At 69.1% G+C, this 25,544-nt stretch carries 24 protein-coding genes; 9 read left to right on the top strand and 15 right to left on the bottom strand.

Annotated features, from left to right (window positions below):
• Positions 1-6 precede the first annotated feature (6 nt).
• The 4 genes from AB0N66_RS03790 to AB0N66_RS03775 are packed head-to-tail and all read right to left on the bottom strand — an operon-like array spanning position 7 to position 3,740.
• On the bottom strand, positions 7-348 hold the full coding sequence (locus tag AB0N66_RS03790) for a bifunctional 3-phenylpropionate/cinnamic acid dioxygenase ferredoxin subunit (RefSeq protein WP_365428136.1): 342 nt from the start codon (positions 346-348) through the stop codon (positions 7-9).
• Complete coding sequence (gene sufD, locus AB0N66_RS03785; protein ID WP_365428133.1) at positions 348-1,529, bottom strand: Fe-S cluster assembly protein SufD; 1,182 nt, start codon at positions 1,527-1,529, stop codon at positions 348-350. Before sufD ends, AB0N66_RS03790 begins: the two co-directional genes overlap by 1 nt.
• A 58-nt stretch (positions 1,530-1,587) precedes the next feature.
• A complete protein-coding gene (gene sufB, locus AB0N66_RS03780) occupies positions 1,588-3,012 on the bottom strand; it encodes a Fe-S cluster assembly protein SufB (RefSeq protein WP_365428130.1) in 1,425 nt (474 codons plus the stop codon).
• On the bottom strand, positions 3,009-3,740 hold the full coding sequence (locus AB0N66_RS03775; protein ID WP_365428127.1) for a metalloregulator ArsR/SmtB family transcription factor: 732 nt from the start codon (positions 3,738-3,740) through the stop codon (positions 3,009-3,011). Before AB0N66_RS03775 ends, sufB begins: the two co-directional genes overlap by 4 nt.
• A 160-nt stretch (positions 3,741-3,900) precedes the next feature.
• On the opposite strand from AB0N66_RS03775, the gene AB0N66_RS03770 reads away from it, so the two are divergent.
• From AB0N66_RS03770 to AB0N66_RS03755, 4 genes are all read left to right on the top strand, one after another.
• The gene (locus AB0N66_RS03770) at positions 3,901-4,737 is read left to right on the top strand and encodes an AAC(3) family N-acetyltransferase (RefSeq protein ID WP_365428124.1); all 837 of its coding nucleotides are present in this window, start codon (positions 3,901-3,903) and stop codon (positions 4,735-4,737) included.
• Positions 4,738-4,748: 11 nt separating this feature from the next.
• Entirely contained in the window at positions 4,749-5,672 is a 924-nt protein-coding gene (locus AB0N66_RS03765) for an ABC transporter ATP-binding protein (RefSeq protein WP_365428121.1), read from the top strand.
• A gap of 172 nt (positions 5,673-5,844) precedes the next feature.
• On the top strand, positions 5,845-6,561 hold the full coding sequence (locus tag AB0N66_RS03760; RefSeq protein ID WP_365428475.1) for an ABC transporter permease: 717 nt from the start codon (positions 5,845-5,847) through the stop codon (positions 6,559-6,561).
• 42 nt (positions 6,562-6,603) lie between these two features.
• Positions 6,604-7,617: a COX15/CtaA family protein gene (locus tag AB0N66_RS03755; RefSeq protein WP_365428118.1), complete on the top strand. Its 1,014-nt coding sequence runs from the start codon at positions 6,604-6,606 to the stop codon at positions 7,615-7,617.
• On the opposite strand, the gene AB0N66_RS03750 is transcribed toward AB0N66_RS03755, so the two are convergent.
• The 4 genes from AB0N66_RS03750 to AB0N66_RS03735 form a co-directional block, all read right to left on the bottom strand.
• Positions 7,604-8,374, bottom strand: coding sequence for a nucleotidyltransferase domain-containing protein (locus tag AB0N66_RS03750; RefSeq protein WP_365428115.1), 771 nt, complete (start codon positions 8,372-8,374; stop codon positions 7,604-7,606). The two genes, AB0N66_RS03755 and AB0N66_RS03750, sit on opposite strands and share 14 nt — an antisense overlap.
• A gap of 20 nt (positions 8,375-8,394) precedes the next feature.
• The gene (locus AB0N66_RS03745; RefSeq protein WP_365428112.1) at positions 8,395-9,501 is read right to left on the bottom strand and encodes an amidohydrolase family protein; all 1,107 of its coding nucleotides are present in this window, start codon (positions 9,499-9,501) and stop codon (positions 8,395-8,397) included.
• Between the two features lie 125 nt (positions 9,502-9,626).
• Complete coding sequence (locus AB0N66_RS03740; RefSeq protein WP_365428109.1) at positions 9,627-9,983, bottom strand: hypothetical protein; 357 nt, start codon at positions 9,981-9,983, stop codon at positions 9,627-9,629.
• A gap of 92 nt (positions 9,984-10,075) precedes the next feature.
• A complete protein-coding gene (locus AB0N66_RS03735) occupies positions 10,076-11,029 on the bottom strand; it encodes a heme o synthase (protein WP_365428472.1) in 954 nt (317 codons plus the stop codon).
• Between the two features lie 379 nt (positions 11,030-11,408).
• Here AB0N66_RS03735 and tkt point away from each other — a divergent pair, with 379 nt between their 5' ends.
• From tkt to pgl, 5 genes are read left to right on the top strand one after another with little or no spacing between them, the layout of a single operon-like run.
• Positions 11,409-13,496 carry a transketolase gene (gene tkt, locus AB0N66_RS03730; RefSeq protein WP_365428106.1) on the top strand — a complete coding sequence of 696 codons (2,088 nt, stop codon included), beginning with the start codon at positions 11,409-11,411 and terminating at the stop codon, positions 13,494-13,496.
• Between the two features lie 34 nt (positions 13,497-13,530).
• Positions 13,531-14,649, top strand: a complete 1,119-nt coding sequence (gene tal / locus AB0N66_RS03725; RefSeq protein WP_365428103.1) for a transaldolase — start codon at positions 13,531-13,533, stop codon at positions 14,647-14,649.
• A 4-nt stretch (positions 14,650-14,653) separates the two neighbouring features.
• Positions 14,654-16,177 carry a glucose-6-phosphate dehydrogenase gene (zwf, locus tag AB0N66_RS03720; RefSeq protein WP_365428100.1) on the top strand — a complete coding sequence of 508 codons (1,524 nt, stop codon included), beginning with the start codon at positions 14,654-14,656 and terminating at the stop codon, positions 16,175-16,177.
• Positions 16,174-17,244: a glucose-6-phosphate dehydrogenase assembly protein OpcA gene (gene opcA, locus AB0N66_RS03715; RefSeq protein ID WP_365428097.1), complete on the top strand. Its 1,071-nt coding sequence runs from the start codon at positions 16,174-16,176 to the stop codon at positions 17,242-17,244. The genes zwf and opcA overlap by 4 nt, the downstream gene beginning before the upstream one ends.
• Positions 17,241-18,023, top strand: coding sequence for a 6-phosphogluconolactonase (pgl, locus tag AB0N66_RS03710; RefSeq protein ID WP_365428094.1), 783 nt, complete (start codon positions 17,241-17,243; stop codon positions 18,021-18,023). Before opcA ends, pgl begins: the two co-directional genes overlap by 4 nt.
• A gap of 143 nt (positions 18,024-18,166) precedes the next feature.
• Here the strand turns inward: pgl and pgi are convergent, their stop codons facing one another.
• The 7 genes from pgi to gap form a co-directional block, all read right to left on the bottom strand.
• Positions 18,167-19,819, bottom strand: a complete 1,653-nt coding sequence (gene pgi, locus AB0N66_RS03705; RefSeq protein WP_365428091.1) for a glucose-6-phosphate isomerase — start codon at positions 19,817-19,819, stop codon at positions 18,167-18,169.
• A 72-nt stretch (positions 19,820-19,891) separates the two neighbouring features.
• The gene (locus AB0N66_RS03700) at positions 19,892-21,085 is read right to left on the bottom strand and encodes an MFS transporter (RefSeq protein ID WP_365428469.1); all 1,194 of its coding nucleotides are present in this window, start codon (positions 21,083-21,085) and stop codon (positions 19,892-19,894) included.
• Between the two features lie 288 nt (positions 21,086-21,373).
• On the bottom strand, positions 21,374-21,709 hold the full coding sequence (locus AB0N66_RS03695) for an RNA polymerase-binding protein RbpA (protein ID WP_365428088.1): 336 nt from the start codon (positions 21,707-21,709) through the stop codon (positions 21,374-21,376).
• Positions 21,710-21,951: 242 nt separating this feature from the next.
• Positions 21,952-22,182, bottom strand: coding sequence for a preprotein translocase subunit SecG (gene secG / locus AB0N66_RS03690; RefSeq protein ID WP_266465805.1), 231 nt, complete (start codon positions 22,180-22,182; stop codon positions 21,952-21,954).
• 125 nt (positions 22,183-22,307) lie between these two features.
• Complete coding sequence (gene tpiA / locus AB0N66_RS03685) at positions 22,308-23,084, bottom strand: triose-phosphate isomerase (RefSeq protein ID WP_365428085.1); 777 nt, start codon at positions 23,082-23,084, stop codon at positions 22,308-22,310.
• Between the two features lie 5 nt (positions 23,085-23,089).
• Positions 23,090-24,301 carry a phosphoglycerate kinase gene (locus tag AB0N66_RS03680; RefSeq protein ID WP_365428082.1) on the bottom strand — a complete coding sequence of 404 codons (1,212 nt, stop codon included), beginning with the start codon at positions 24,299-24,301 and terminating at the stop codon, positions 23,090-23,092.
• Between the two features lie 128 nt (positions 24,302-24,429).
• Entirely contained in the window at positions 24,430-25,440 is a 1,011-nt protein-coding gene (gap, locus tag AB0N66_RS03675; protein WP_365428079.1) for a type I glyceraldehyde-3-phosphate dehydrogenase, read from the bottom strand.
• Positions 25,441-25,544: the final 104 nt, after the last annotated feature.

Below are 25,544 nucleotides of genomic sequence, written 5' to 3'. Positions count from 1 at the left end.
GGTTCCTCAGGACTCCTGGTTGAGGGAGGCGTGTACGTCAACGAAGACGCTGCCCCCTTCGATCTGTACGGGGTATACGGGGACGGGGCGCGTCGCCGGAAGGCCGGACGGCTTGCCGGTGCGGAGGTCGAAGCTGGAGCCGTGCAGCCAGCACTCGATCTGACAGTCCTCCACCTCGCCCTCGGAGAGCGAGACGTTCGCGTGCGAGCAGATGTCGTTGATCGCGAACACCTCCCCCTCGGTCTTCACGACCGAGACCGGCGTGCCGTCGAGTTCCACCCGCTTGGGGGTGTCCTCCTCCAGCTCGCTCAGCTCACAGGCGCGCAGGAACGTCGAAGGGGCAGCCATCAGACCGACGCCTCCAGCTCCTCGTCGATCTTCACAAGAAGGCGCTCTTCGATGTCGTCCACACCGATCTGCTGGACCAGCTCGGCGAAGAAGCCGCGCACCACCAGACGGCGGGCCTCGTCGGCCGGAATGCCGCGGGCCATCAGATAGAAGAGCTGCTCGTCGTCGAAACGGCCGGTGGCACTCGCGTGCCCGGCGCCGACGATCTCGCCGGTCTCGATCTCCAGGTTCGGCACGGAGTCGACACGGGCGCCGTCGGTCAGAACCAGGTTCCGGTTCATCTCGTACGTGTCCGTGCCCTCGGCCGCGGCCTCGATGAGGACGTCGCCGATCCACACCGCGTGGGCGCCCTCGCCCTGGAGCGCGCCCTTGTAGGCGACGTTCGACTTGCAGTGCGGGGTGTTGTGGTCGACCAGGAGGCGGTGCTCCTGGTGCTGGCCGGCGTCCGTGAAGTACAGGCCGAAGAGCTCGGCCTCGCCACCGGGGCCGGCGTAGGCCACGCGCGGGTGGAGGCGTACGAGGTCGCCGCCGAAGGTGACCACGAACGACTTGAAGGTGGCGTCCCGGCCGATCAGCGCGTTGTGCTGGCCCACGTGCACGGCCTTGTCGTCCCAGTCCTGGACGGAGACGACGGTGAGCTTGGCGCCGTCGCCCAGGACGTAGTCGACGTTCGCGGCGAGGACCGCGTCACCGGTGTGGTCGATGACGACGACGGCCTCGGCGAAGGCTCCCAGCTCGACGACCTGATGGCCGTAGACGACCCCGCCCTCTCCGTGCACGGCGATGCGGATCGGCTCGGTCAGCACCGTCTCCTTGGGGACGGTGATGACACTGGCCTTCTCGAACGCCGAGTACGCCTGGGCGGCGACGCGGTCCGCCGGGGTGCCGGCCTTGCCGAGCCGGGCGTCGTCACGGCCGACGGTCTCGACCGTGACGCCCGCGGGCGCCTCGATGTCGACCTTCAGGCCGTTGCCGGTCGCGACCGCGGTGCCGTCGTGCAGCCCGCGCAGCCGCTCCAGCGGCGTGAACCGCCACTCCTCCTCACGGCCGTGGGGGACGGGGAAGTCCGCCACGTCGAAGGACGGGGGCGCGCTCATGCGCGTGGCGACGGTCGACTCGGCGGCCACCGCGATCTGGCCGGCGGTGGTGGACCCCACCGGAATACTCTGAGCCTCAGCCATGGCTGTCGGTCTGCTCGCTTTCTTGCGTAAGTGGCTTGACGGGGGCGGCGGTTGGCGTTTAGCCGACCGAGCCTTCCATCTGGAGCTCGATCAGCCGGTTGAGCTCAAGCGCGTACTCCATGGGCAGTTCCTTGGCGATCGGCTCGACGAAGCCGCGCACGATCATCGCCATCGCCTCGAACTCGGTCATGCCCCGGCTCATCAGGTAGAAGAGCTGGTCGTCGCTGACCTTGGAGACGGTCGCCTCGTGACCCATGGACACGTCGTCCTCGCGGACGTCGACGTACGGGTACGTGTCGGAGCGGGAGATCGTGTCGACGAGCAGCGCGTCGCACAGCACGTTCGACTTGGAGCCGTGGGCGCCCTCGCCGATCTCGACGAGCCCGCGGTACGACGTACGGCCGCCACCACGCGCCACGGACTTCGACACGATGTTGGAGGAGGTGTTCGGCGCCATGTGGACCATCTTGGAGCCGGCGTCCTGGTGCTGGCCCTCGCCCGCGAAGGCGATGGACAGGGTCTCGCCCTTGGCGTGCTCGCCCATCAGGTAGACGGCCGGGTACTTCATGGTGACCTTGGAGCCGATGTTGCCGTCGATCCACTCCATGGTCGCGCCCTCGTACGCCACGGCGCGCTTGGTGACCAGGTTGTAGACGTTGTTCGACCAGTTCTGGATGGTCGTGTAGCGGCAGCGGCCGCCCTTCTTCACGATGATCTCGACCACCGCGGAGTGCAGGGAGTCCGAGGAGTAGATCGGCGCCGTACAACCCTCGACGTAGTGGACGTAGGCGTCCTCGTCGACGATGATCAGCGTCCGCTCGAACTGGCCCATGTTCTCCGTGTTGATACGGAAGTAGGCCTGGAGCGGGATCTCGACGTGCACGCCCTTGGGGACGTAGATGAACGAGCCGCCGGACCACACCGCGGAGTTCAGCGACGCGAACTTGTTGTCGCCCACCGGGATGACGGTGCCGAAGTACTCCTTGAAGAGCTCCGGGTGCTCCTTCAGCGCGGTGTCGGTGTCCATGAAGATGACACCCTGCGCCTCGAGCTCTTCGTTGATCTGGTGGTAGACGACCTCGGACTCGTACTGCGCGGCGACGCCGGCGACCAGGCGCTGCTTCTCCGCCTCCGGGATGCCGAGCTTGTCGTACGTGTTCTTGATGTCCTCGGGCAGGTCCTCCCAGGACGCCGCCTGCTTCTCCGTGGAGCGCACGAAGTACTTGATGTTGTCGAAGTCGATGCCCGACAGGTCCGAGCCCCAGTTCGGCATGGGCTTCTTCTCGAACAGGCGCAGGCCCTTGAGCCGGAGCTTGGTCATCCACTCCGGCTCGGACTTCTTCTGGGAGATGTCGCGGACGACGTCGTCGTTGATCCCTCGCTTGGCGGAGGAACCGGCCACGTCGGAGTCGGCCCAGCCGTATTCGTACGTACCCAGACCCTCGAGCTCGGGGTGGGCAGTCTCCTCGATGGGGAGCGTCATGCGGGGTTCCTCCCGGCGGTGCTTGCAGATGCGTCAGGTAGTTCGGAAACAGTCTTGGAAATCTTGGGGATGAACGTCGTGCATACTCCGTCGCCGTGGGCGATGGTCGCCAGTCGCTGCACATGGGTGCCGAGCAGCTGCGAGAAGATCTCGGTCTCCGCCTCGCACAGCTGCGGGAACTGCTCGGCGACATGCGCGACCGGGCAGTGGTGCTGGCAGAGCTGCTCGCCGACCGGTGCGCTACGCGCCGTAGCAGCGTACCCGTCCGCGCTCAGGGCCTTGGCCAGCGCTTCGGTGCGCTTGTCGGGGGCGGCGGCCTCTATGGCGGCGCGGTACTCGTCCGCCTGTGCGGCGATCCTGGCGCGGGCGAAGGCGACGACCGCCTCGTCCCCACCCTCGCGCTCGGCGATCCAGCGCAGGGCGTCCGCGGCGAGCTTGTCGTAGGACTGGTCGAAGGCGTCCCGGCCGCAGTCGGTCAGGGCGAACACCTTGGCGGGACGGCCGCGCGTACGCGCTCCGTAGATCCGCTGCTCACGTGCTTCCACGACATCGTCGGCGACAAGGGCGTCGAGATGACGGCGTACGGCGGCCGAGGTCAGTCCCAGCCGGCCGGCCAGGTCGGTCACGGTGGACGGGCCGTGGTCCAGGATGGAGCGCGCGACCCGGTTGCGGGTGGACCGCTCCCCGGTCGCGAGTTCCTCCTGCGGAGCCTCGCCAACGTTTTTCACAACGCTATTGTTGCGTAATTCCTCAGAGCCTGGCAAGCGGCGCCCGAGGCATGGACGGTGCCGTGCATCACTTAGGTATACCTAAGCTGACCTGCGGAAACGATCTTTGATCGATCAATTCGGTGGCCACGGACCAGGCTCTCGGGAACACTGCCGAACCATGCCGACACCCCCTCCCACCGGGCCACTCGTCACCAGAGACACAGTCTCCGCACAGCTGCTCTCGCTGGGCGTCCGCCCCGGCGAGACCCTCCTGGCGCACTCCTCCCTCAGCTCCCTCGGCTGGGTCTGCGGCGGCGCCGTCGCCGTCGTCCAGGGACTCCTCGATTCACTCGGCCCAGACGGGACCCTGGTGGTCCCCACCCAGTCCGGCGACCTCTCCGACCCCGCCCTGTGGAGCAGTCCGCCGGTACCCGAGGATTGGTGGTCGGCCATCCGGGCGACGATGCCCTCGTACGACCCCCTCGTCACCCCCGCGCGAGGGGTCGGCGTGATCCCGGAGACCGTACGGACCTGGCCCGGCGCCCGGCGCAGCGCGCACCCGCAGACCTCGTTCGCGGCGCTCGGCCCGCGCGCGGCGGAGATCACCGAGCACCACGCGACGGACTGCCGCCTGGGCGAGCGCAGTCCGCTGGCCCGCCTGGAGACGCTGGACGCCCGGGTGCTGCTGCTGGGCGCGGGCTACGACGCGTGCACCGCCTTCCACCTGGCCGAATACCGGATACCGGCACCGCTGGTCCGGGTGGGGCGGCCCGCCGCGGGCGGCTGGGAGGAGGTGACGGAGGTGTCGATCACCTCCGAGCGCTTCGACGAGCTGGGCTCGGACTTCGAACGCGACCGTCCCGTCGTACGGGGGAAGGTGGGCGCGGCCGACACCCGGCTGTTCCCGGTGGCCGACGCGGTGGCGTACGCGGAGCGGTGGCTCGCGCTGCACCGGCCTCGGGAGCCGTACGCGGATGCGGCCCCCCGCGCCCGGGAGCCCCGGACCCGTCCCTAGACTTGCTCCTCATGCGAAGCGAGCCCGTGGTCCAGGTCCAGGCCTTGGTGAAGAGGTACGGCAGGAAGACCGCGGTGGACGGCCTCGACCTGGTGGCCGAGCCGGGCATCACCGCCGTCCTCGGCCCCAACGGCGCGGGAAAGACAACGACGGTCGAGACCTGCGAGGGCTACCGGAAGCCGGACTCCGGCTCGGTGCGCGTCCTCGGCCTCGACCCGGTCCGGCAGGCCTGGGAACTGCGCCCGCGGATCGGCGTCATGCTCCAGTCCGGCGGCGTCTACTCGGGCTCGCGGGCGGACGAGATGCTCCGCCACGTGGCGAAACTCCACGCACACCCGCTCGACGTGGACGCGCTCATCGAACGGCTCGGCCTCGACAGCTGCGGCCGTACGACGTACCGGCGACTGTCGGGCGGCCAGCAGCAGCGCCTCGCGCTGGCGATGGCCGTGGTCGGCCGCCCCGAGCTGGTCTTCCTCGACGAACCGACGGCCGGGCTCGACCCGCAGGCCCGCCTGGCCACCTGGGACCTCGTCCGCGATCTGCGTACCGACGGCGTCTCGGTCATCCTCACCACGCACCACATGGACGAGGCCGAACAGCTCGCGGACGACGTCGCGATCATCGACGCGGGCAAGGTCATCGCCAAGGGTTCCCCCGACGAACTGTGCCGCGGCGGCGCCGAGAACACCCTGCGCTTCAGCGGCCGTCCAGGGCTCGACGTGGCATCCCTGCTGAAGGCCCTCCCGACGGACAGCACAGCGGCGGAACTGACCCCCGGCGCGTACCGGATCGGCGGCAAGATCGACCCGCAGCTGCTCGCGACGGTCACGTCCTGGTGCGCGCAGCACGGGGTGCTGCCGGAGAAGATCTCCGTCGAACGCCACACACTCGAAGACGTTTTTCTCGAGCTCACCGGCAAGGAGTTGCGCTCATGATTCAGGGGCAGCTGCATCTCGGCCGGGGGTCCGGCCCGTCGCGCGGCGACAATCGGGCACAGCGTCCCCCGGGAAGACACAGCCTGGAACTGACCGGCAAGGAGCTGCGCTCGTGACCACCGCCACCGCCGGTACGTACACACCGGAGCCCGGGGCCGCCCCGCTCCCCCGGATGATCGCCGCGCAGGCCGTCCTGGAGACGAAGATGCTGCTCCGCAACGGCGAGCAGCTCCTCCTCACGGTCGTCATCCCCACACTCCTGCTGGTGCTGTTCAGCGCGGTGGACATCGTCGACACGGGTTCCGGCAAGGCGGTCGACTTCCTGACCCCCGGCATCCTGGCGCTCGCCGTGATGTCGACGGCGTTCACGGGTCAGGCGATCGCGACGGGCTTCGAGCGCCGCTACGGCGTCCTGAAGCGGCTCGCCGCCTCCCCGCTCCCCCGCTGGGGCCTGATGGCGGCGAAGACGACGTCTGTTCTGGTCACGGAGATCCTCCAGGTGATCCTGGTGACGGTGATCGCCTGCGCGCTCGGCTGGTCACCGCACGGCAACCCCCTCGCCGTACTGCTCCTCCTGGTCCTCGGCACCGCCGCGTTCTCCGGCCTCGGCCTGCTGATGGCGGGCACCCTGAAAGCGGAGGCCACCCTGGCCGCCGCGAACCTGGTCTTCCTGCTGCTCCTGCTCGGCGGCGGCGTGATCGTCCCGCTCGACAAGTTCCCCTCCGCCGCCCAGGACATCCTCGGCCTGCTGCCGATCTCGGCACTGTCGGACGGCTTGCGGGACGTACTGCAGCACGGCGCGGGGATGCCGTGGGGGGACCTCGGCATCCTGGCGGTGTGGGCGGTCGTGGGGCTGGCTGCCGCGGGGAAATTCTTCCGCTGGGAGTAGGTATGGGGCCCTCGTGAAGACGTGCACAAGCGGCCCCCTACGATGGTGCGCGTGCCCAACGTGACCCGAGCCGACGCCCTTCGTGCCGTGCGCAACCCGCTCGCCTTCATCGCCGAACGCTGGACCCCGACCGCCCGGACGGTGCGGCGCGCGGCTCTCGCCGCGCTCGTCATGTCGGTGGTGATCGTGGTCACCGGCGGTGCCGTGCGGCTGACCGGCTCCGGGCTCGGCTGCCCGACCTGGCCCAAGTGCACCGACGACTCGCTCACCACGACGAGCGCGATGGGCGTCCACGGCGTCATCGAGTTCACCAACCGCATGCTGACGTACGTGCTGTGCGCGGCGGTCGGCTGGGCGATCATCGCGGCCCGCTCGCAGAAGCCGTTCCGGCGGAGCCTGACCCGGCTGGGCTGGACGCAGTTCTGGGTCGTCATGAGCAACGCGGTGCTCGGCGGCATCGTCGTACTGGTCGGCCTCAACCCGTATACGGTCGCGGCCCACTTCCTCCTCTCCACCGCGCTCATCGCCGTCGCCACGCTGATGTGGCACCGCACCCGCGAGGGCGAGGGCGACGGCGCGCCGCGCCCCCTCGTGGGCAAGCCGGTGCAGCAGATGGTGTGGGTCCTGGTCACCGCGACCGTCCTGCTGATCGCGCTCGGCACGGTCGTCACCGGCGCGGGCCCGCACGCCGGCGACTCCAGCGAAGTCGAACGCATCCCGCTGGACTGGGAGAACGTCACCAAGGTGCACTCCGTCCTGGCGTGGATCGTCGTGACGCTGACCTTCGCCCTGTGGTTCGTCCTCAAGGCGGTCGACGCCCCCAAGGGCCCCCTCGACCGCACCCGCGACCTGTTCCTCATCCTCCTCGGACAGGGCGTCATCGGTTACGTCCAGTACTTCACGGACCTCCCCGAAGCCCTCGTCGGCCTCCACATGTTCGGCTCCTGCCTGGTGTGGATCGGGGTCCTGCGGGTCCTGCTGTCGCTGCGCGAACGGCCGGAGGTCCTGGCGGAAGTACCGGGTCCCACCACGGAATCGAAGCTCACGCGCGCGTGAACCCCTCGTAGGTGGCGACCAGGCCGTCGATCGCGGGGCCCAGGTAGCCCCTGGTGAGTTCCGCCCGGCGTGCCGTCCACTCGTCGGTGTTCGGCGCCGGATCCCCGTACCGCCGTCGCCTGATGTCCTCGACCACGTCGAGGGGCGCGCCGAGTTCCGGCAGCAGGTCCAGGGCCTCCCTCTTGGAGATCAGCCGGCCCTCCCGCAGGGTGACGGTCGCCCGCGCGAAGGTGACCGGCCCGAGGTCGACCCACCCGTCCTGCGTCCATAGCCGCGCCTTGTCCACCACGGGCCGCCAGAACTCCTTCTGGTCCCGTACGACGAAGGCCTTGAGTTCCCGGTCCTGGACGGCCGGCAGCAGTTCCTCGGGCGGTCTGCCGTGCAGGACGCGCCCGAAGGCGTGCAGTTCTCGCCGGGTGACGGGAGTGACCGGCCGTTTCATCAGCACGTCCTGCGCCCAGGTGACATACGACCGCTCTGCGTCGGCCACGGTGTCGGGCGTCATGTAGCTGCAGTGCAGCTTCCGCGCGAGCGGCTCGTCGACCCGCAGCCGCCGGTGCAGCCGGACCACCTCCCGAACCGTGCCCAGCGAAACGGGGTCCTCCAGGACGGCGATCAGGTCGAGATCACTGCGCCCCTCCTGGTAGTCGCCCCCGGCGAGCGAACCGTGCACCCACACGGCGACGGGAGCGAGGGCGCGCACGTCGGTGAGGAAGCGGTCCAGCAGGCGGGCCGTGGCGTCGTCGTCGTCAGTCATGGGATCAGATTCTGGTGCGCTCACTCCACCCCGTACACCCGCCGTGCGTTCCCCGCCGCGATGAGCCCCGCCACCCGTTGCGCGTCCGCCAGCGACCAGGCGCCCTCGGCGACCCAGGTGCCGAGCACCCGGGCGAGCGCCTCACGGAACAGCCGTGCCCCGACCACATGGAGTTCGGGCAGCCCGTGCGCGCCGCTGGAGAAGAGCAGCTTGCCGAAAGGCGCGAGTTCCAGGATCTCCGAGAACACGGCCGCGGCCCGCGCCCCCGTACGCACCAGCGCGGCGCCCAGATCGGCGTACACATGCGGGAAGACCCCGGCGAGGTGTGCCGCGTGCCGGTGATAGGGGTAGCCGTGCAGGAGGACCAGGTCGGTGCCGAGTCCGGCCGTGGCGCGGGCGAAGTCGGTGAGCAGGACGGGGTCGGTGCGGTCGATGCGCAGGCCCGGTTCGCCGAGTCCGGCGTGGAGCTGGAGCGGCAGCCCTGAGGCGACCGCGATCCACAGCAGATGCCTGAGCAGCACCGGGTCGCTGAGCGTCCCGCCCACCGGGCGCCGCGCGAGCCAGCGGCCCGCCGCACCCCGTACCTCACCCGGCCCGGGCGGCTCGGGCGCGAGCGCCAGACCGTGCCGTACGCCCGCCACGGAGGTGAAGGCCACGGCGTTCGCGGCGGCGCCGTGGACGGACTCGGCGAGATTGGCGAGAAAGGACTCGACCGTGCCGGAGGTGTCCGCGACCTGTTCGGCCAGCAGCTCGAGGCGGACGATCTCGTGCGCGTCGGCCGCGCCGGTGGAGGCCATTTCGCCGGGCCCGGTCAGATCGCCCGGCAGCCCGGTGTCCACGAGATACGTCGTGATGCCGCTCCCGCGCAGCAGCCTGCGCCCCGACTCCAGTACGCCGAGTTCGCGACGCCGGGCGAGATAGCGGGCGGGCGGGCAGTGCGGTTCCAGACCCAGCAGGGGCGGACACCAGCGGCGTACCGCGAAACCGGTCTGGGTGTCGAAGAAGGTGGTACCCGGGGCAGGCGGCCCCTCGGTCCTGGCGAGGTGGGCCTCGAAGGTACCGAGGCCCAGCTCCGTTCTCAGTACGCCATGGCAGTACTGGTCCACCAGGGACGGCGTTTCGATCATCCGGACTCCCCGCGACTGGACCGTGCTTCCTCAGGTCCTAACGGGTGAACCGGGTATCAGGTGTTGCTTGCACACACCCCGTGCGAAGAGCCGACGGTTGTCAGCCGCCCGCAGGCGCGCGATCGTCAGCCGTTGCTCGACCCGCCGAGCTGGATCCCCGCCATCCGCTTCCACTCGTACGGCCCCGTCTTCACCTTCGCCGCGAACTCGCCGTCGAACTCCTCATGAACAGTGATGCCGGCCGTCTTCACGGCCTGCTCGGCGATCGCGTACGTGGGTGCCACGACGTCGCCCCAGCCGCCGTCCGCGCCGACCAGCACGATCCGGGCGCCACGCTGCCCGATGTACTCCACATGGCCCTCGGCCCCGCCGTGCTCCTTGGCGAAGGCGGAGATCTGCTTGGCGAACTTGGCCGCCTTGCGCTCGGCCTTGGCGTCCTGGACGGCGCCGGTGGTCTCGTCAACCTGCTGGGTGTCTGCCATGGCCAGGATGCTACCGACGGGTAGGCCAAACGGCGACGGGCGGGGTGCGTGGCCTTGACCACCCACCCCGCCCGTCGGGGACCTCACAAGACTCAGCGGAGGAAGGGATCCACCGCGACCGCCACGAACAGCAGCGACACATAGGTGATGGACCAGTGGAACAGCCGCATCTCCTTGAGCTTGCCGCCCTCCGCCTCGTGCTTGGCGCGGTGCTGCAGAGCGTGCGCCTCCCACAGCCACCAGCCACCGGCCACCAGCGCGACCGCCGTGTAGAACCAGCCGGTGTAGCCGAGCGGGGTGAGCAGCAGCGAGACCGCGACCATCACCCAGCTGTAGAGGACGATCTGCCGGGCGACCACCTTGTTGGAGGCGACGACCGGCAGCATCGGCACGCCCACGCGCGCGTAGTCGGCCCGCACCTTCATCGACAGCGGCCAGTAGTGCGGCGGCGTCCAGAAGAACATGACCAGGAAGAGGATGACCGGGGCCCAGGACATCGAGTTGGTCACCGCCGACCAGCCGATGAGGACGGGCATGCAGCCGGCGATGCCGCCCCAGACGATGTTCTGCGACGTACGGCGCTTGAGGATCATCGTGTAGACGACGACGTAGAAGAGGAGTGCGCCGAGGGAGAGCCAGGCGGAGAGCCAGTTGACCGTCAGGCCGAACAGGAGTGTGGAGACCGCGGCGAGCGAGAGACCGAAGACGAGGCATTCGCGCGGGCTGACCATGCCGGTGACCAGGGGCCGCTGCGAGGTCCGGTCCATCAGCGCGTCGATGTCACGGTCGATGTACATGTTGAGCGCGTTGGCGCCGCCCGCCGAGAGGTAGCCGCCGAGGCAGGTGAGGAGCACCAGCTTCAGGTCGGGCACCCCCTGCTGGGCCAGGAACATCACCGGGACGGTGGTGATCAGCAGTAGCTCGATGATCCGTGGCTTCGTCAGCGCCACAAACGCCATGACACGGGCCCCGAACGGCCGGTGGGTCGGACTGTTGCTCGTCCCGAGCACACCCGGTGGACGGGATTCGACGGCCGTCACGTACACCCCTGACAGAGACATCCCAGCAAGCCCCCGGGTGTGAACTCCCCGTAAAGGCTCGCGCGTACCACGCCACTGTAGACGTTGCCCATACCCCGACATTCGCGGGGGTGGGGTCGTGTTGGAAGGCGTCGCACCAGGGGCGCAGCGACGCAACTGCGACGGGTGGGACGAGGCTCGATTGAGCACTCGGACGAGCGGCTCCGTATTCACTTGCCGAATGCGGAATGGACCGGTCGGGAGGCGGATTCCGGCGACTCCCGGCAGTCTGGAATGACTCGAAAAAACGCACGTACCTACGGGGGTAGGCTCGACAACGGCCGGTGGGCGCACGCGCGCCGGTATTCCGACATGTGGAACATGTGGAGAGGAGCCCTGACCCAGGGTGAGCACCAAGCCGACCACCACAGACCTCGAGTGGACCGAGTTGGACCAGCGGGCCGTGGACACCGCCCGCGTCCTGGCCGCCGATGCCGTACAGAAGGTCGGTAACGGCCATCCCGGTACGGCGATGAGCCTGGCGCCTGTCGCGTACACCCTCTTCCAGAAGGTGATGCGGCATGACCCGGCGGACCCCGACTGGACCGGACGCGACCGCTTCGTGCTGTCCGCGGGCCACTCGTCCCTGACTCTCTACACCCAGCTGTACCTGGCCGGTTTCGGCCTGGAGCTGGACGATCTGAAGGCCTTCAGGACGTGGGGCAGCAGGACGCCCGGCCACCCCGAGTACGGGCACACCCCCGGCGTGGAGACGACGACCGGTCCGCTGGGCCAGGGTGTCGCCAACGCGGTGGGCATGGCGATGGCCACCCGTTACGAGCGCGGCCTGTTCGATCCGGACGCCCCTCAGGGTGAATCCCCCTTCGACCACTTCATCTTCGCGATCGCCGGTGACGGCTGCCTCCAGGAGGGCATCTCCGCCGAGGCGTCCTCGATGGCGGGTCACCAGAAGCTCGGCAACCTGATCCTGCTGTGGGACGACAACCACATCTCGATCGAGGGCGACACGGAGACCGCGGTCTCCGAGGACACCGTCAAGCGCTTCGAGGCGTACGGCTGGCATGTGCAGCGCGTGGCCCCGAAGCCGGACGGCGACCTCGACCCGCACGCCATCTACAACGCGATCGAGGCCGCCAAGTCGGTCACGGACAAGCCGTCGTTCATCGCGATGCGCTCGATCATCGCCTGGCCGGCCCCGAACGCGCAGAACACCGAGGCCGCGCACGGCTCGGCGCTCGGCGACGACGAGGTGGCGGCCACCAAGCGTGTCCTCGGCTTCGACCCGGAGGAGACCTTCGCGGTCGCCGACGAGGTCCTCGCGCACACCCGCCAGGCCTTGGACCGCGGCCGTGAGGCCAGGGGCGAGTGGGAGAAGGGCTTCGCGGCCTGGCGTACGGCCAGTCCCGAGCGCGCCGCCGAGTTCGACCGCATCGCCTCGGGTGAGCTGCCGAAGGGCTGGGAGTCGCACCTCCCGGCGTTCGAGACGGGCAAGGGTGTAGCCACGCGTGCCGCGTCCGGCAAGGTCCTTCAGGCCCTCGGCGCGGTCATCCCCGAGCTGTGGGGCGGCTCCGCCGACCTGGCCGGCTCGAACAACACGACCATCGACAAGACGAGTTCCTTCCTGCCTGCGGACAACCCGCTGCCGGGGGCGAACCCGTACGGCCGCACGATCCACTTCGGCATCCGCGAGCACTCGATGGCCGCCGAGATGAACGGCATCGCGCTGCACGGCAACACCCGTATCTATGGCGGCACCTTCCTGGTCTTCTCCGACTACATGCGCAACGCCGTACGCCTCTCGGCCCTGATGCACGCGCCGGTGACGTACGTGTGGACGCACGACTCGATCGGCCTCGGCGAGGACGGTCCGACCCACCAGCCCGTCGAGCACCTGGCCTCGCTGCGCGCGATCCCCGGCCTGAACGTGGTCCGTCCCGCGGACGCCAACGAGACCGTGATCGCCTGGCGCGAGGTACTCAAGCGCTACACCAAGGTGTTCGGCAAGGGTGCCCCGCACGGCCTGGCGCTGACCCGCCAGGGCGTGCCGACGTACGAGGCCAACGAGGACGCCGCCAAGGGCGGTTACGTGCTCTTCGAGGCCGAGGGCGGTTCGCCCGAGGTCATCCTCATCGGCACCGGCTCCGAGGTGCACGTCGCCGTCGAGGCGCGTGAGCAGCTCCAGGCCGAGGGCATCCCGACGCGGGTCGTGTCCATGCCGTGTGTGGAGTGGTTCGACGAGCAGGACCAGGGGTACCGGGACAGCGTTCTGCCGCCTTCGGTGCGGGCGCGGGTCTCCGTCGAGGCCGGTATCGGTCTCACCTGGCACCGGTTCGTCGGGGACGCGGGACGCATTGTTTCGCTGGAGCACTTCGGTGCTTCGGCCGATGGCAAGGTGCTCTTCCGCGAATTCGGTTTCACTGCCGAGAACGTCGCATCCGCCGCCCGGGAATCGATCGCCGCAGCCCAGCGCTGACGCTGAAACACGACACGTAGGAGATGCAATTTCCATGACAGACGCACTCAAGCGCCTCTCCGAGGAAGGCGTCGCGATCTGGCTGGACGACCTGTCGCGCAAGCGGATCACGTCCGGCAATCTTGCCGAACTGATCGACCAGCAGCACGTCGTGGGCGTCACCACCAACCCGTCGATCTTCCAGAAGGCGATCTCGAGCGGCGACGGTTACGAGCAGCAGCTCACCGAGCTCGCCGCCCGCAAGGTCACCGTCGAAGAAGCCATCCGCATGATCACGACGGCGGACGTCCGTGACGCCACCGACATCCTGCGCCCGGTCTTCGACGCGACGCAGGGTCAGGACGGCCGGGTCTCGATCGAGGTCGACCCACGGCTTGCGCACAACACGACGGCGACCATCGCCGAGGCCAAGCAGCTGGCCTGGCTGGTGGACCGTCCCAACACCCTCATCAAGATCCCGGCGACCAAGGCGGGCCTGCCCGCGATCACCGAGGTCATCGGCAAGGGCATCAGCGTCAACGTCACGCTGATCTTCTCGCTCGCGCGCTACCGCGAGGTCATGGACGCCTACCTCGCGGGTCTGGAGAAGGCGAAGGCCGCCGGCCTCGACCTCTCCAAGATCCACTCGGTGGCGTCGTTCTTCGTGTCCCGCGTGGACACCGAGATCGACAAGCGGCTGGACGCCCTGGGCACCTCCGAAGCCAAGGCCGCGCGCGGCAAGGCGGGCCTCGCCAACGCGCGGCTCGCGTACGAGGCGTACGAGGAGGTCTTCTCCTCCGACCGCTGGGCCGCCCTCGACAAGGGGCAGGCCAACAAGCAGCGTCCGCTGTGGGCCTCGACCGGCGTCAAGGACCCGGCGTACAAGGACACCCTGTACGTCGACGACCTGGTCGCGCCCAACACGGTGAACACCATGCCGGAGGCCACGCTCGAGGCCACCGAGGACCACGGTCAGATCACCGGTGACACCATCACCGGCACGTACGACCAGTCCCGTGCCGAGCTCGACGCCGTCGAGAAGCTCGGGATCGCGTACGACGACGTGGTCCAGCTCCTGGAGGACGAGGGCGTCGAGAAGTTCGCGACGTCCTGGAACGATCTGCTCAAGTCGACAGAGGCAGAGCTCCAGCGCCTCGCCCCCTCGGAGGGCTGAAACCTTGTCAAGCAGCAACCCGCTGCGTGACCCCGCAGACCGACGGCTCCCGCGAATCGCGGGGCCGTCGGGCCTGGTCATCTTCGGCGTCACGGGCGATTTGTCACGTAAAAAGCTGATGCCCGCTGTGTACGACCTCGCCAACCGGGGCCTGTTGCCGCCGGGCTTCTCCCTCGTCGGCTTCGCCCGGCGCGAGTGGGCCGACGAGGACTTCGCGCAGGAGGTCCACGACGCGGTCAAGGAACACGCGCGTACGCCCTTCCGCGAGGAGGTCTGGCAGCAGCTCGTCCAGGGCATGCGCTTCGTGCAGGGCACCTTCGACGACGACGACTCCTTCGAGCGGCTGCGTTCCACGATCGAGGACCTGGACAAGGCACAGGGCACGGGCGGCAACTTCGCCTTCTACCTCTCCGTGCCGCCGTCCGCGTTCCCGGTGGTCATCAAGCAGCTGAAGAAGCACCGGCTGGCCGATCAGCCGAACGGCTCCTGGCGCCGCGCGGTCATCGAGAAGCCCTTCGGTCACGACCTCAAGTCGGCCGAGGAGCTCAACTCGACCGTCGAGGACGTCTTCGCCCCGGACCAGGTCTTCCGCATCGACCACTACCTGGGCAAGGAGACCGTCCAGAACATCCTGGCGCTCCGCTTCGCCAACCAGATGTTCGAGCCGATCTGGAACCGGTCGTACGTCGACCACGTACAGATCACGATGGCCGAGGACATCGGCATCGGCGGCCGCGCCGGCTACTACGACGGCATCGGCGCCGCCCGTGACGTCATCCAGAACCACCTGCTCCAGCTGATGGCGCTCACCGCGATGGAGGAGCCCGCCTCCTTCGACGCGGACGCGCTCGCCGCCGAGAAGACCAAGGTGCTCGGCGCGGTCAAGCTGCCGCAGGACCTGGGCACGGACACCGTCCGCGGGCAGTACGCGGCGGGCTGGCAGGGCGGCGAGAAAGCCATCGGCTACCTCCAGGAAGACGGTATCGACCCCAAGTCGAAGACCGACACCTACGCGGCGATCAAGGTGGAGGTGGACAACCGCCGCTGGGCCGGGGTCCCCTTCTACCTCCGCACAGGCAAGCGTCTGGGCCGCCGCGTCACCGAGATCGCCGTGGTCTTCCAGCGCGCCCCGCACTCCCCCTTCGACCACACGGCGACGGAGGAGCTGGGCCAGAACGCGATCGTCATCCGCGTCCAGCCCGACGAGGGCATCACGGTCCGCTTCGGCTCCAAGGTCCCCGGCACCTCCATGGAGATCCGGGACGTCTCGATGGACTTCGCGTACGGCGAGTCCTTCACGGAGTCGAGCCCCGAGGCGTACGAGCGCCTGATCCTGGACGTCCTCCTGGGTGACTCCAACCTCTTCCCGCGCACCGAGGAGGTCGAGCTGTCCTGGAAGATCCTCGACCCGATCGAGCAGTACTGGGACAAGCACGGCAAGCCCGCCCAGTACCCCTCGGGCACCTGGGGCCCCGTCGAGGCGGACGAAATGCTCGAGCGAAACGGACGGAGCTGGCGGCGCCCATGAAAATAGACCTCACGGACACCACGGCCAGCAAGATCAACAAGTCGCTGGTGCAGGGTCGCCGGGCCATCGGCTCCCCCGCCGTCGGCATGGTGCTCACCCTCGTCATCGTCACCGACGAGGAGAACGCCTACGACGCCCTGAAGGCGGCCAACGACGCCTCCCGCGAGCACCCCTCGCGCACCCTCGTGATCGTCAAGCGCGTCTCCCGCTCGCCGCGCGACCGCACGAAGTCCCGCCTCGACGCCGAGGTACGGGTCGGTGCGGACGCGGGCACCGGTGAGACGGTGATCCTGCGGCTCTACGGCGAGGTCGCGGACCACGCCCAGTCGGTCGCGCTCCCCCTGCTCCTGCCGGACGCCCCGGTGGTGGTCTGGTGGCCGGTGGGCTCCCCGCGCGACCCGGCGAAGGACCCGCTGGGCGCCCTGGGCCAGCGCCGGGTCACCGACAGCTACTCGGCGGTGAAGCCCATCGACGAGCTGCGCACCCGCGCCGAGAACTACGAGCCGGGCGACACCGACCTGGCATGGGCCCGGATCACTCCCTGGCGCTCCATGCTGGCCGCCGCTCTCGACCAGGTGGACTGCGAGGTCGTCTCCGTGGAGGTGACGGGCGAGGAGTTCAACCCGAGCGTCGAGCTGCTGGCCATGTGGCTCGCCGACCGGCTGCATGTGCACGTCCGGCGAGGGGTCTCCTCCGGCCCCGGGCTGACCGAGGTACGCCTGGAGACGACCGGTGGCCCCGTCGCGCTGCAGCGGCCGGACGGAGCGATGGCCACGCTGATGGTGGAGGGCCAGCCGGACCGCGCTGTGGCGCTCAAGCGCCGCGAGACGTCCGAGCTGATGGCGGAGGAACTGCGCCGGCTCGATCCGGACGACACATACGCGTCGGCGCTGCGGTTCGGGGTGGACCGGCTCGGAGGCGCTCAGTCGACGACGGACAGGTCTCCGCTGCCCACCCGGACTCCGGCGTCGGCCGTGGCGGACTCGGCTTCGAGGACGTCCTCCGCGGCCGGCAACCGGCCGACTCCGGCGCAGATGCCGCCGGCCAAAGGGACGGCCGCCAAGTGAGCACTCCGCAACTGGTCGTCCACCGCGACAAGGAGCTGATGGCCGAGGCCGCCGCGGCCCGGCTGATCACGAAGATCGTGGACGCGCAGGCCTCACGCGGCTACGCCTCGATCGTGCTCACGGGCGGCCGCAACGGCAACGGGCTCCTGGCGGCGCTGAGTTCGGCCCCCGCCCGGGACGCCGTCGACTGGGCCCGCCTCGACCTGTGGTGGGGCGACGAACGGTTCCTGCCCGAGGGCGACCCGGAACGCAATGACACGCAGGCCCGTGCGGCGCTCCTGGACTCCGTGCCACTGGATCCCGCCCGGGTGCATCCGATGCCCGCCTCGGACGGCCCGTACGGCTCGGACGTGGAGGCCGCGGCGGAGGCGTACGCGGCAGAGCTCGCGAAGGCGGCGGGCCCCGAGAACCACGGCTCCGTCCCGACCTTCGACGTACTGATGCTGGGTGTCGGGCCCGACACCCACGTGGCGTCGCTCTTCCCCGAGCTGCCCGCGGTACGGGAGACCGAACGCACGGTGGTCGGCGTCCACGGCGCCCCGAAGCCTCCGCCGACCCGGATCTCCCTCACCCTCCCCGCGATCCGCTCCGCACACGAGGTGTGGCTGCTCGCGGCGGGCGAGGACAAGGCCGAGGCCGCGGCGATCGCCCTGTCCGGCGCGGGCGAGGTACAGGCCCCGGCCGCCGGCGCCCAGGGCCGCTCCCGCACCCTGTGGCTCCTGGACGCGGCAGCGGCTTCCCAACTGCCGCGGTCGCTGTATCCGCCGGCTTCGGCGTGACGGTAGGGGCGGAGGGGACGGAAGGAGTTTTCTTCGCCCCCTCCGCCCCTACCCATTCCCGTCACTTGGGGGCTCCGCTCCTCAAACCCCCGCTCCTCAAACGCCGGAGGGGCTAACACCCTTAGCCCCTTCCCCCCACCTGGCTAACGCCCCCGCAGCTCCCGGTACTTGGCCACGAGCGCCGTCGTCGACGCGTCGAGCCCGGGCACGTCCGCCCCTTCCGTCAACGCCGGCTCGATCCGCTTGGCCAGCACCTTGCCGAGCTCGACGCCCCACTGGTCGAAGGAGTCGATGTTCCAGACGGCTCCCTGGACGAACACCTTGTGTTCGTAGAGGGCGATCAGCTGTCCCAGAACCGACGGCGTCAGCTCACGCGCGAGGATCGTCGTCGTCGGGTGGTTGCCCTTGAACGTCTTGTGCGGCACCAGCTCCTCGGGCACCCCCTCCGCCCGCACCTCGTCCGGCGTCTTGCCGAAGGCCAGCGCCTGCGTCTGCGCGAAGAAGTTCGCCATCAGCAGGTCGTGCTGGGCGACCAGACCGGGCAACAGATCGGCGACGGGCTCGGCGAAGCCGATGAAGTCGGCCGGGATCAACTTCGTACCCTGGTGGATGAGCTGGTAGTACGCGTGCTGCCCGTTGGTACCGGGCGTGCCCCATACGACAGGGCCCGTCTCCCAGTCCACGGGAAGTCCGTCCCGGTCCACGGACTTGCCGTTGGACTCCATGTCCAGCTGCTGCAAGTAGGCGGTGAACTTGGACAGGTAGTGCGAGTAGGGCAGCACCGCGTGCGACTGAGCGTCGTGGAAGTTGCCGTACCAGATGCCCAACAGGCCCAGCAGCAAGGGCACGTTGGACTCGGCGGGTGCGGTGCGGAAGTGCTCGTCCACGATCCTGAACCCGTCGAGCATCGACCGGAACTGGTCGGGCCCGATGGCGATCATCAGCGAGAGACCGATCGCCGAGTCGAACGAGTACCGCCCGCCGACCCAGTCCCAGAACTCGAACATGTTCGCCGTATCGATGCCGAAGTCCGACACCTTCTCGGCGTTGGTCGACAGCGCCACGAAGTGCTTGGCGACGGCATCCTGACCGGCCTTCAGCTCGGTCAGCAGCCAGTTCCTGGCCGAGGTCGCGTTGGTGATCGTCTCGATCGTGGTGAACGTCTTCGAGGCGATGATGAACAGCGTCTCGGCCGGGTCCAGGTCCCGCACGGCCTCGTGCAGGTCGGCGCCGTCCACGTTCGACACGAAGCGGACCGTGAGGCCGCGGTCGGTGAAGGAGCGCAGTACCTCGTACGCCATCGCCGGGCCGAGGTCGGAGCCGCCGATGCCGATGTTGACGATGTTCTTGATGCGCTTGCCGGTGTGGCCGGTCCACTCGCCGGAGCGGACGCGCTCGGCGAAGCCGGCCATCTTGTCGAGCACGGCGTGCACAGCCGGTACGACGTTCTCGCCGTCGACCTCGATGTCCGCGTCGCGCGGGGCGCGCAGCGCGGTGTGCAGCACCGCGCGGTCCTCGGTCGTGTTGATCTTCTCGCCGCGGAACATGGCGTCCCGCAGACCGAAGACGTCGGTCGCCGCGGCCAGGTCGCGCAGCAGCCTCAGTGTCTCGTCGGTGACCAGGTGCTTGGAGTAGTCGACGTGCAGATCGCCGACCTCAAGGGTGTATCCGCCACCGCGCCCGGGGTCGGCCGCGAACAGGTCGCGCAGGTGGGTCTCCGCGAGCTCCTCGCGGTGCTCGGCCAGCGCGGTCCACTCGGGCGTCTGGTTGAGCCTGGAACGGCTTTCTGCGTTCATCTCGGACTTCCGCCTTCTTTCCTGCCTGTGCTGCTGCGTACCTTGCCCCGCTGCCGGTCCCAACCTAATTGATCAGGGCTTGACGTGAGCTGTCGTAGCACCGTCGTCCGGCTCAACAACAGATACGTCCGGCAGACACGCGGGTATCAGCGAGGCGACGGCGAGTGCGAACAGCGCGGCCGCGAGCAGTGCCGGCCCGTTCAGCCCGTACGCGCCCGCCACAGCGCCGCCCAGCAGGGCACCGACCGGCGCGCCGGAGGTCGAGGCCGTACGGAACGCGGAGCTGATGCGGCCCACCATGGCGTCCGGGCTGCGCTGCTGCATCAGCGTGACCTGGTTGACGTTCCACACGAGGTTCATCGCTCCGAGCAGCGCCATGCCCACGACGACGGCGCCCAGGTGGCGGACGGTGCCCATGAGCAGCAGCGCCGCCGTCTGGACGCATCCGCCCAGCAACAGGCTGCCGACCCTGCCTGCCCGGCGCGCCAGTCGGGGCGCCAGCACTCCTCCGGCCAGGCTTCCGACGGAAAAGGCGGTCATCACGGCGGCGTACTGCGCGTTCCCCGCGTGCAGCCAGCCCGTCACATGCAGCACGAGGGTGGCGATGAGCGCGCCCATGCCGATGTTGCACAGCAGGGTGGCCACGCACGTCGCCCGCAGCACCCGGTCCCGCCACAGGGCGCGCAGCCCTGCGCCTATCTCGGCGCGCAGGGTGCTCCCGGCCGGACGCGGCTTCCGCTCGGGCATCCGTATCCGCAGGGAGGCCACCAGCGCGGCGGCCAGCAGATAGGTGACCGCGTCGGCCGCGAACGGCATGGCGGCCCCGACCACCAGCAGGAGAGGCACGAGCGGACTGGCCAGCAGGCCGCCGGCGAGCTGCTGGCCGGTCATCAGTCTGGCGTTGGCGCCGCCCAGCTCGGCACGGTCCACCAGGGACGGCAGCAGGGCCGTGGAGGCGTTGTCGAAGAGTGTCTGGAGGGTGGTCAGGGTAAAGGCGAGCGCGATCAACAGGATGATCGAGGCGTGCCCCAGCCCGACGGCGAGGGCGAAGCAGGCGACCAGCGTGCCGCGTATGGCGTCCACGGCCCACATCGCGCGCCGCTGGTCGACGCGGTCGGCGATCGCCCCGCCCAGCAGGCCGAAGAGGAGCCAGGGCAGATAGCCGCACGCCGTGACGGAGGCGATGACCAGCGGATCGTCGGTGAGGTGCACGGCGAGCAGCGGCAGCGCGGCGGTCCGCAGCGCGTCGCCGAACCGCGAGACCACGGCCGCGGACCACAGCCGCCCGAACCCCCCGCGCCACGCGGGCGCCCGTACCCCCGCCACCTCCGTCGCCGTCACAACGCCCCCTTCGGTTCCGTCACTTCAAGAACCGTAGAGGGCACCACTGACAATCGATCCGCTGACAATCGACCTCGACGCATGACAATCGACCTCGACGCATGACGAGCGATCTCGACGCATGACGAGCGAGCCGCAGGTGAGTCACGTCGGCACCTGCGCGCGATACAGCTCCGGCCGAGCACCCGAAGGTACCCGGCCGGTTCTCAACCCCTAGATCTCGCCCCGCAGTTTGGCGAGCGCCTCGGCGAGGATCGCCTCGCCGTCCGCGTCGCTGCGCCGCTCCCGTACGTACGCGAGGTGCGTCTTGTACGGCTCGGTGCGCGGCGGGGCCGGCGGGTTGTCCCGGTCCTGTCCGGCGGGAAAGCCGCAGCGCGGGCAGTCCCAGGCCTCGGGAACCTGCGCGTCGCTGGCGAAGCTGGGAACCGTCTCGTGCCCGTTGGAGCACCAGAAGGAGATGCGCAGCCGCGGCGCGGACTCGCCACGCTCGGCCTCGCCCATCGGCCCCGCCCCGACCCGGCTTCCTCGGATCGCGTTGCCACTTGCCACGGTCGTAACTCCCTGCGTAATGGTGCCGCGAAGCGAGTCGGCGTGACGCTTCGCTGCGAGCGCCTCAGTCTACGTAAGGCCCAACGCGCGTCCAGTGATTGGAGTTACACCCCCGCCCCTAGACGCAAGCCCCATGATAGGTCGCGATTTACGTCGCGTACCGAACATGGGGCCTTACGTGCGCAAAGTGCGTGCGTTATGTGCAGTTGTACCGATGTGCGTCGGCCAATGTCGGCCGATGGTCAGTTGTTGACCTTCATCAGGATGCCGAGCGTGACGATGCACGCGAACCACAGCAGACCGATCACCACGGTGATGCGGTCAAGGTTGCGCTCGGCGACCGAGGAGCCACCGACGGACGACTGCATGCCGCCACCGAACATGTCGGAGAGGCCGCCGCCCTTGCCCTTGTGCATCAGCACCAGCAGCATCAACAGCCCGCTGAAGACGATCAGGGCGATCGAGAACCCCATAACCACGGCTGGACCAACTTCCTCGGATCTGGACGGACGACGGGGGCCGGGTGGTTGCCCACCTGGCCCCCGCAAGGGTACGACGGATCGTCGCTACCGCATACTCGCGGCCGCGAGCCTTCGGCTCACTGGTCGCGGAAACGGACGATCTTCACGAACTCTTCGGCGTCCAGGGAGGCACCGCCGACCAGCGCGCCGTCGATATCGGGCTTCGCCATGATCTCCGCAACGTTCCCGGATTTCACGGAGCCGCCGTACTGGATGCGGACGGCGTCGGCCACTTCCTGCGAGTACAGCTCGGCGAGCTTGCCGCGGATCGCCGCGCAGACCTCCTGGGCGTCGTCGGCGCCGCAGACCTTGCCGGTGCCGATGGCCCAGACAGGCTCGTACGCGATCACGATCGACTCGGCCTGCTCGGCGAGGACGTCCTTGAGACCGCCCTCGACCTGGCTGAGCGTGTGCGTGACGTGGTTGCCCGCCTCGCGGACCGCCAGCTCCTCGCCGACGCACAGGATCGGGGTCAGGCCGTGCTTGTACGCGGCCTTCACCTTGCCGTTGACGAGTTCGTCGGTCTCGTTGTGGTACTGGCGGCGCTCCGAGTGGCCGATCGCCACGTACGTGCACTTCAGCTTGGCCAGTATCGGGCCGGAGATCTCGCCGGTGTAGGCACCGGAGTCGTACGCCGAGATGTCCTGGGCGCCGTACTTGATCTTGAGCTTGTCACCGTCGACGAGGGTCTGCACGGAGCGCAGGTCGGTGAAGGGCGGCAGGACGGCGACCTCGACGGCCTCGTAGTCCTTGTCCGCGAGGGCGAAGGCGAGTTTCTGGACGTGGGCGATGGCCTCGAGGTGGTTGAGGTTCATCTTCCAGTTGCCCGCCATGATCGGCGTGCGCGTGCTCATTAAGGTCAGTCCTCCAGTGCGGCGAGGCCGGGGAGCGTCTTGCCCTCGAGGTATTCGAGGGAGGCGCCGCCGCCGGTCGAAATGTGGCCGAATGCCGTCTCGTCGAAGCCCAGGATGCGGACGGCCGCGGCGGAGTCGCCACCGCCGACGACCGTGAAGGCCGGGGAGTCGAGAAGGGCCTGGGCGACCGCCTTGGTGCCCTCGGCGTAGTCGGGGTGCTCGAAGACGCCCATCGGGCCGTTCCAGAAGACGGTGGCCGCGTCGGCGAGCTGCGAGGCGTACAGAGCACCGGTCTCAGGACCGATGTCGAGACCCATCTGGTCCGCGGGAATCGCGTCGGCGGCGACGGTGGTCGGGTGGGACGGGGCCTTGGTCTTCAGGTCCGGGAACCCGGCCGCGACCACGACGTCCACGGGGACGAGCAGTTCGACGCCGTTCTTCTCAGCGCGCTCGACATACTCGGTGACGGTCGCCAGCTGGTCCTCCTGGACCAGGGAGGCGCCGATCTCGTACCCCTTGGCCTTGAGGAAGGTGAAGGCCATTCCGCCGCCGATGAGCAGCTTGTCGGCCTTGCCGAGCAGCTGGTCGATGACGGCGAGCTTGTCGGAGACCTTGGAGCCGCCGAGCGCGACCACGTAGGGGCGCTTGACGTCCTCGGTGAGCTTCTTCAGGACGCCGACCTCGGTGGCGATGAGGTAGCCCGCGTAGTGCGGAAGGCGCGCCGGGAGGTCGTACACGGAGGCGTGCTTGCGGTGCACGGCACCGAAACCGTCGCCTACGTAGATGTCCGCCAGGGCGGCGAGCTGGTCGGCGAACTCGCCGCGCTCGACGTCGTCCTTGGAGGTCTCGCCCGGGTTGAAGCGCAGGTTCTCGATGACCGCGACCTGGCCGGGCTGGAGGCCGTTCACCGCGTCGTGCGCGGCGGGGCCGATGGTGTCCTGGGCGAACGCGACCGGGGCGCCGAGGAGTTCGGCGAGCCGCTCGGCGGGCTGCAGCAGGGAGAACGCCGGGTCCGGGGCGCCCTTGGGGCGGCCCAGGTGCGAGGCGACGACCACCTTGGCGCCCGCGTCGGCCAGTGCCTTGACGGTCGGCAGGACGGCGCGGATGCGGCCGTCGTCGGTGATGAGGCCGTCGGCCAGCGGCACGTTCAGGTCGGCGCGGACGAAGACCCGCTTGCCGTCCACGCCTTCGGCGAGAAGTTCGTCGATCGTCTTCATAAGTGGACTCCTAGGGAGGCTCTTTTGATCCGAGAGGGCTGATCGATCAGTACGTGACACAGGGCCCGGGCAGCGCGGCCTGCGCTGCCCGGGCCCTGTGGTCACATCGAGGTGCCTGGCTCTGGGACTTAGAGCTGGCCGCCGACGAAGACCGTGAGGTCGACGAGGCGGTTGGAGTAGCCCCACTCGTTGTCGTACCAGCCGAGGATCTTCACCGTGTTGCCCTCCTGGACCATGGTCAGGAGGGAGTCGAAGGTGCAGGAGGCCTGGTCGCCGACGATGTCCGAGGAGACGATCGGGTCCTCGGTGTAGGACAGGTAGCCCTTGAGGTCGCCGTCGTCGGCGGCCTTCTTGAACGCGGCGTTGACCTCGTCCTTGGTGACCTCGCGCTGCAGCGTCACGACGAGGTCGGTGGCGGAACCGGTCGGGACCGGGACACGCATCGCGATGCCGTCGAGCTTGCCCTTGAGCTGCGGGAGGACCAGGGCGGTGGCCTTGGCGGCGCCCGTCGTGGTCGGGATGATGTTCTCGGCGGCGGCGCGGGCGCGGCGCAGGTCCGAGTGCGGGAAGTCCAGGATGCGCTGGTCGTTCGTGTACGCGTGGACCGTCGTCATCAGGCCCTTGACGATGCCGAAGTTCTCGTCGAGAACCTTGGCCATCGGCGCCACACAGTTGGTGGTACAAGAGGCGTTGGAGATGACGTGGTGGTTGGCCGCGTCGTACTTGTCCTGGTTGACGCCCATCACGATGGTGATGTCCTCGTCCTTGGCCGGAGCCGAGATGAGGACCTTCTTGGCGCCGCCGGCGATGTGCTTCTCGGCGTCCGCCTTCTTGGTGAAGATGCCGGTCGACTCGATGACGATGTCGACGCCCAGGTCACCCCACGGGATGTCGGCGGGGTTCCGCTCGGACAGCACCTTGATGGTGTGGCCGTCGACGGTGATCGTGTCGGCGGTGTGCGTCACCTCTGCCTGGAGGCGGCCCAGGATGGTGTCGTACTTCAGAAGATGAGCAGTGGTCGCGGTGTCACCCAGGTCGTTGACAGCCACGATCTCGATGTCAGCACCCTGCTTCAGCAGCGCGCGGAAGTAGTTACGACCGATGCGGCCAAAGCCGTTGATGCCTACGCGGATCGTCACGAACCGATCTCCTCGTTGGTACGCCGGCTCAGATGCCGGCGAGTTGTATGGGATGTCCCCGACCGCCTACGACCCTACCTCCCTGAGGCGCCCGGGGTGACATC

Source organism: Streptomyces sp. NPDC093544, assembly GCF_040683495.1.
In the GTDB taxonomy this organism is placed as follows: domain Bacteria; phylum Actinomycetota; class Actinomycetes; order Streptomycetales; family Streptomycetaceae; genus Streptomyces.
Note: the sequence above shows the minus strand (reverse complement) of the source record. Positions and strands in the feature narration are given on the sequence as shown.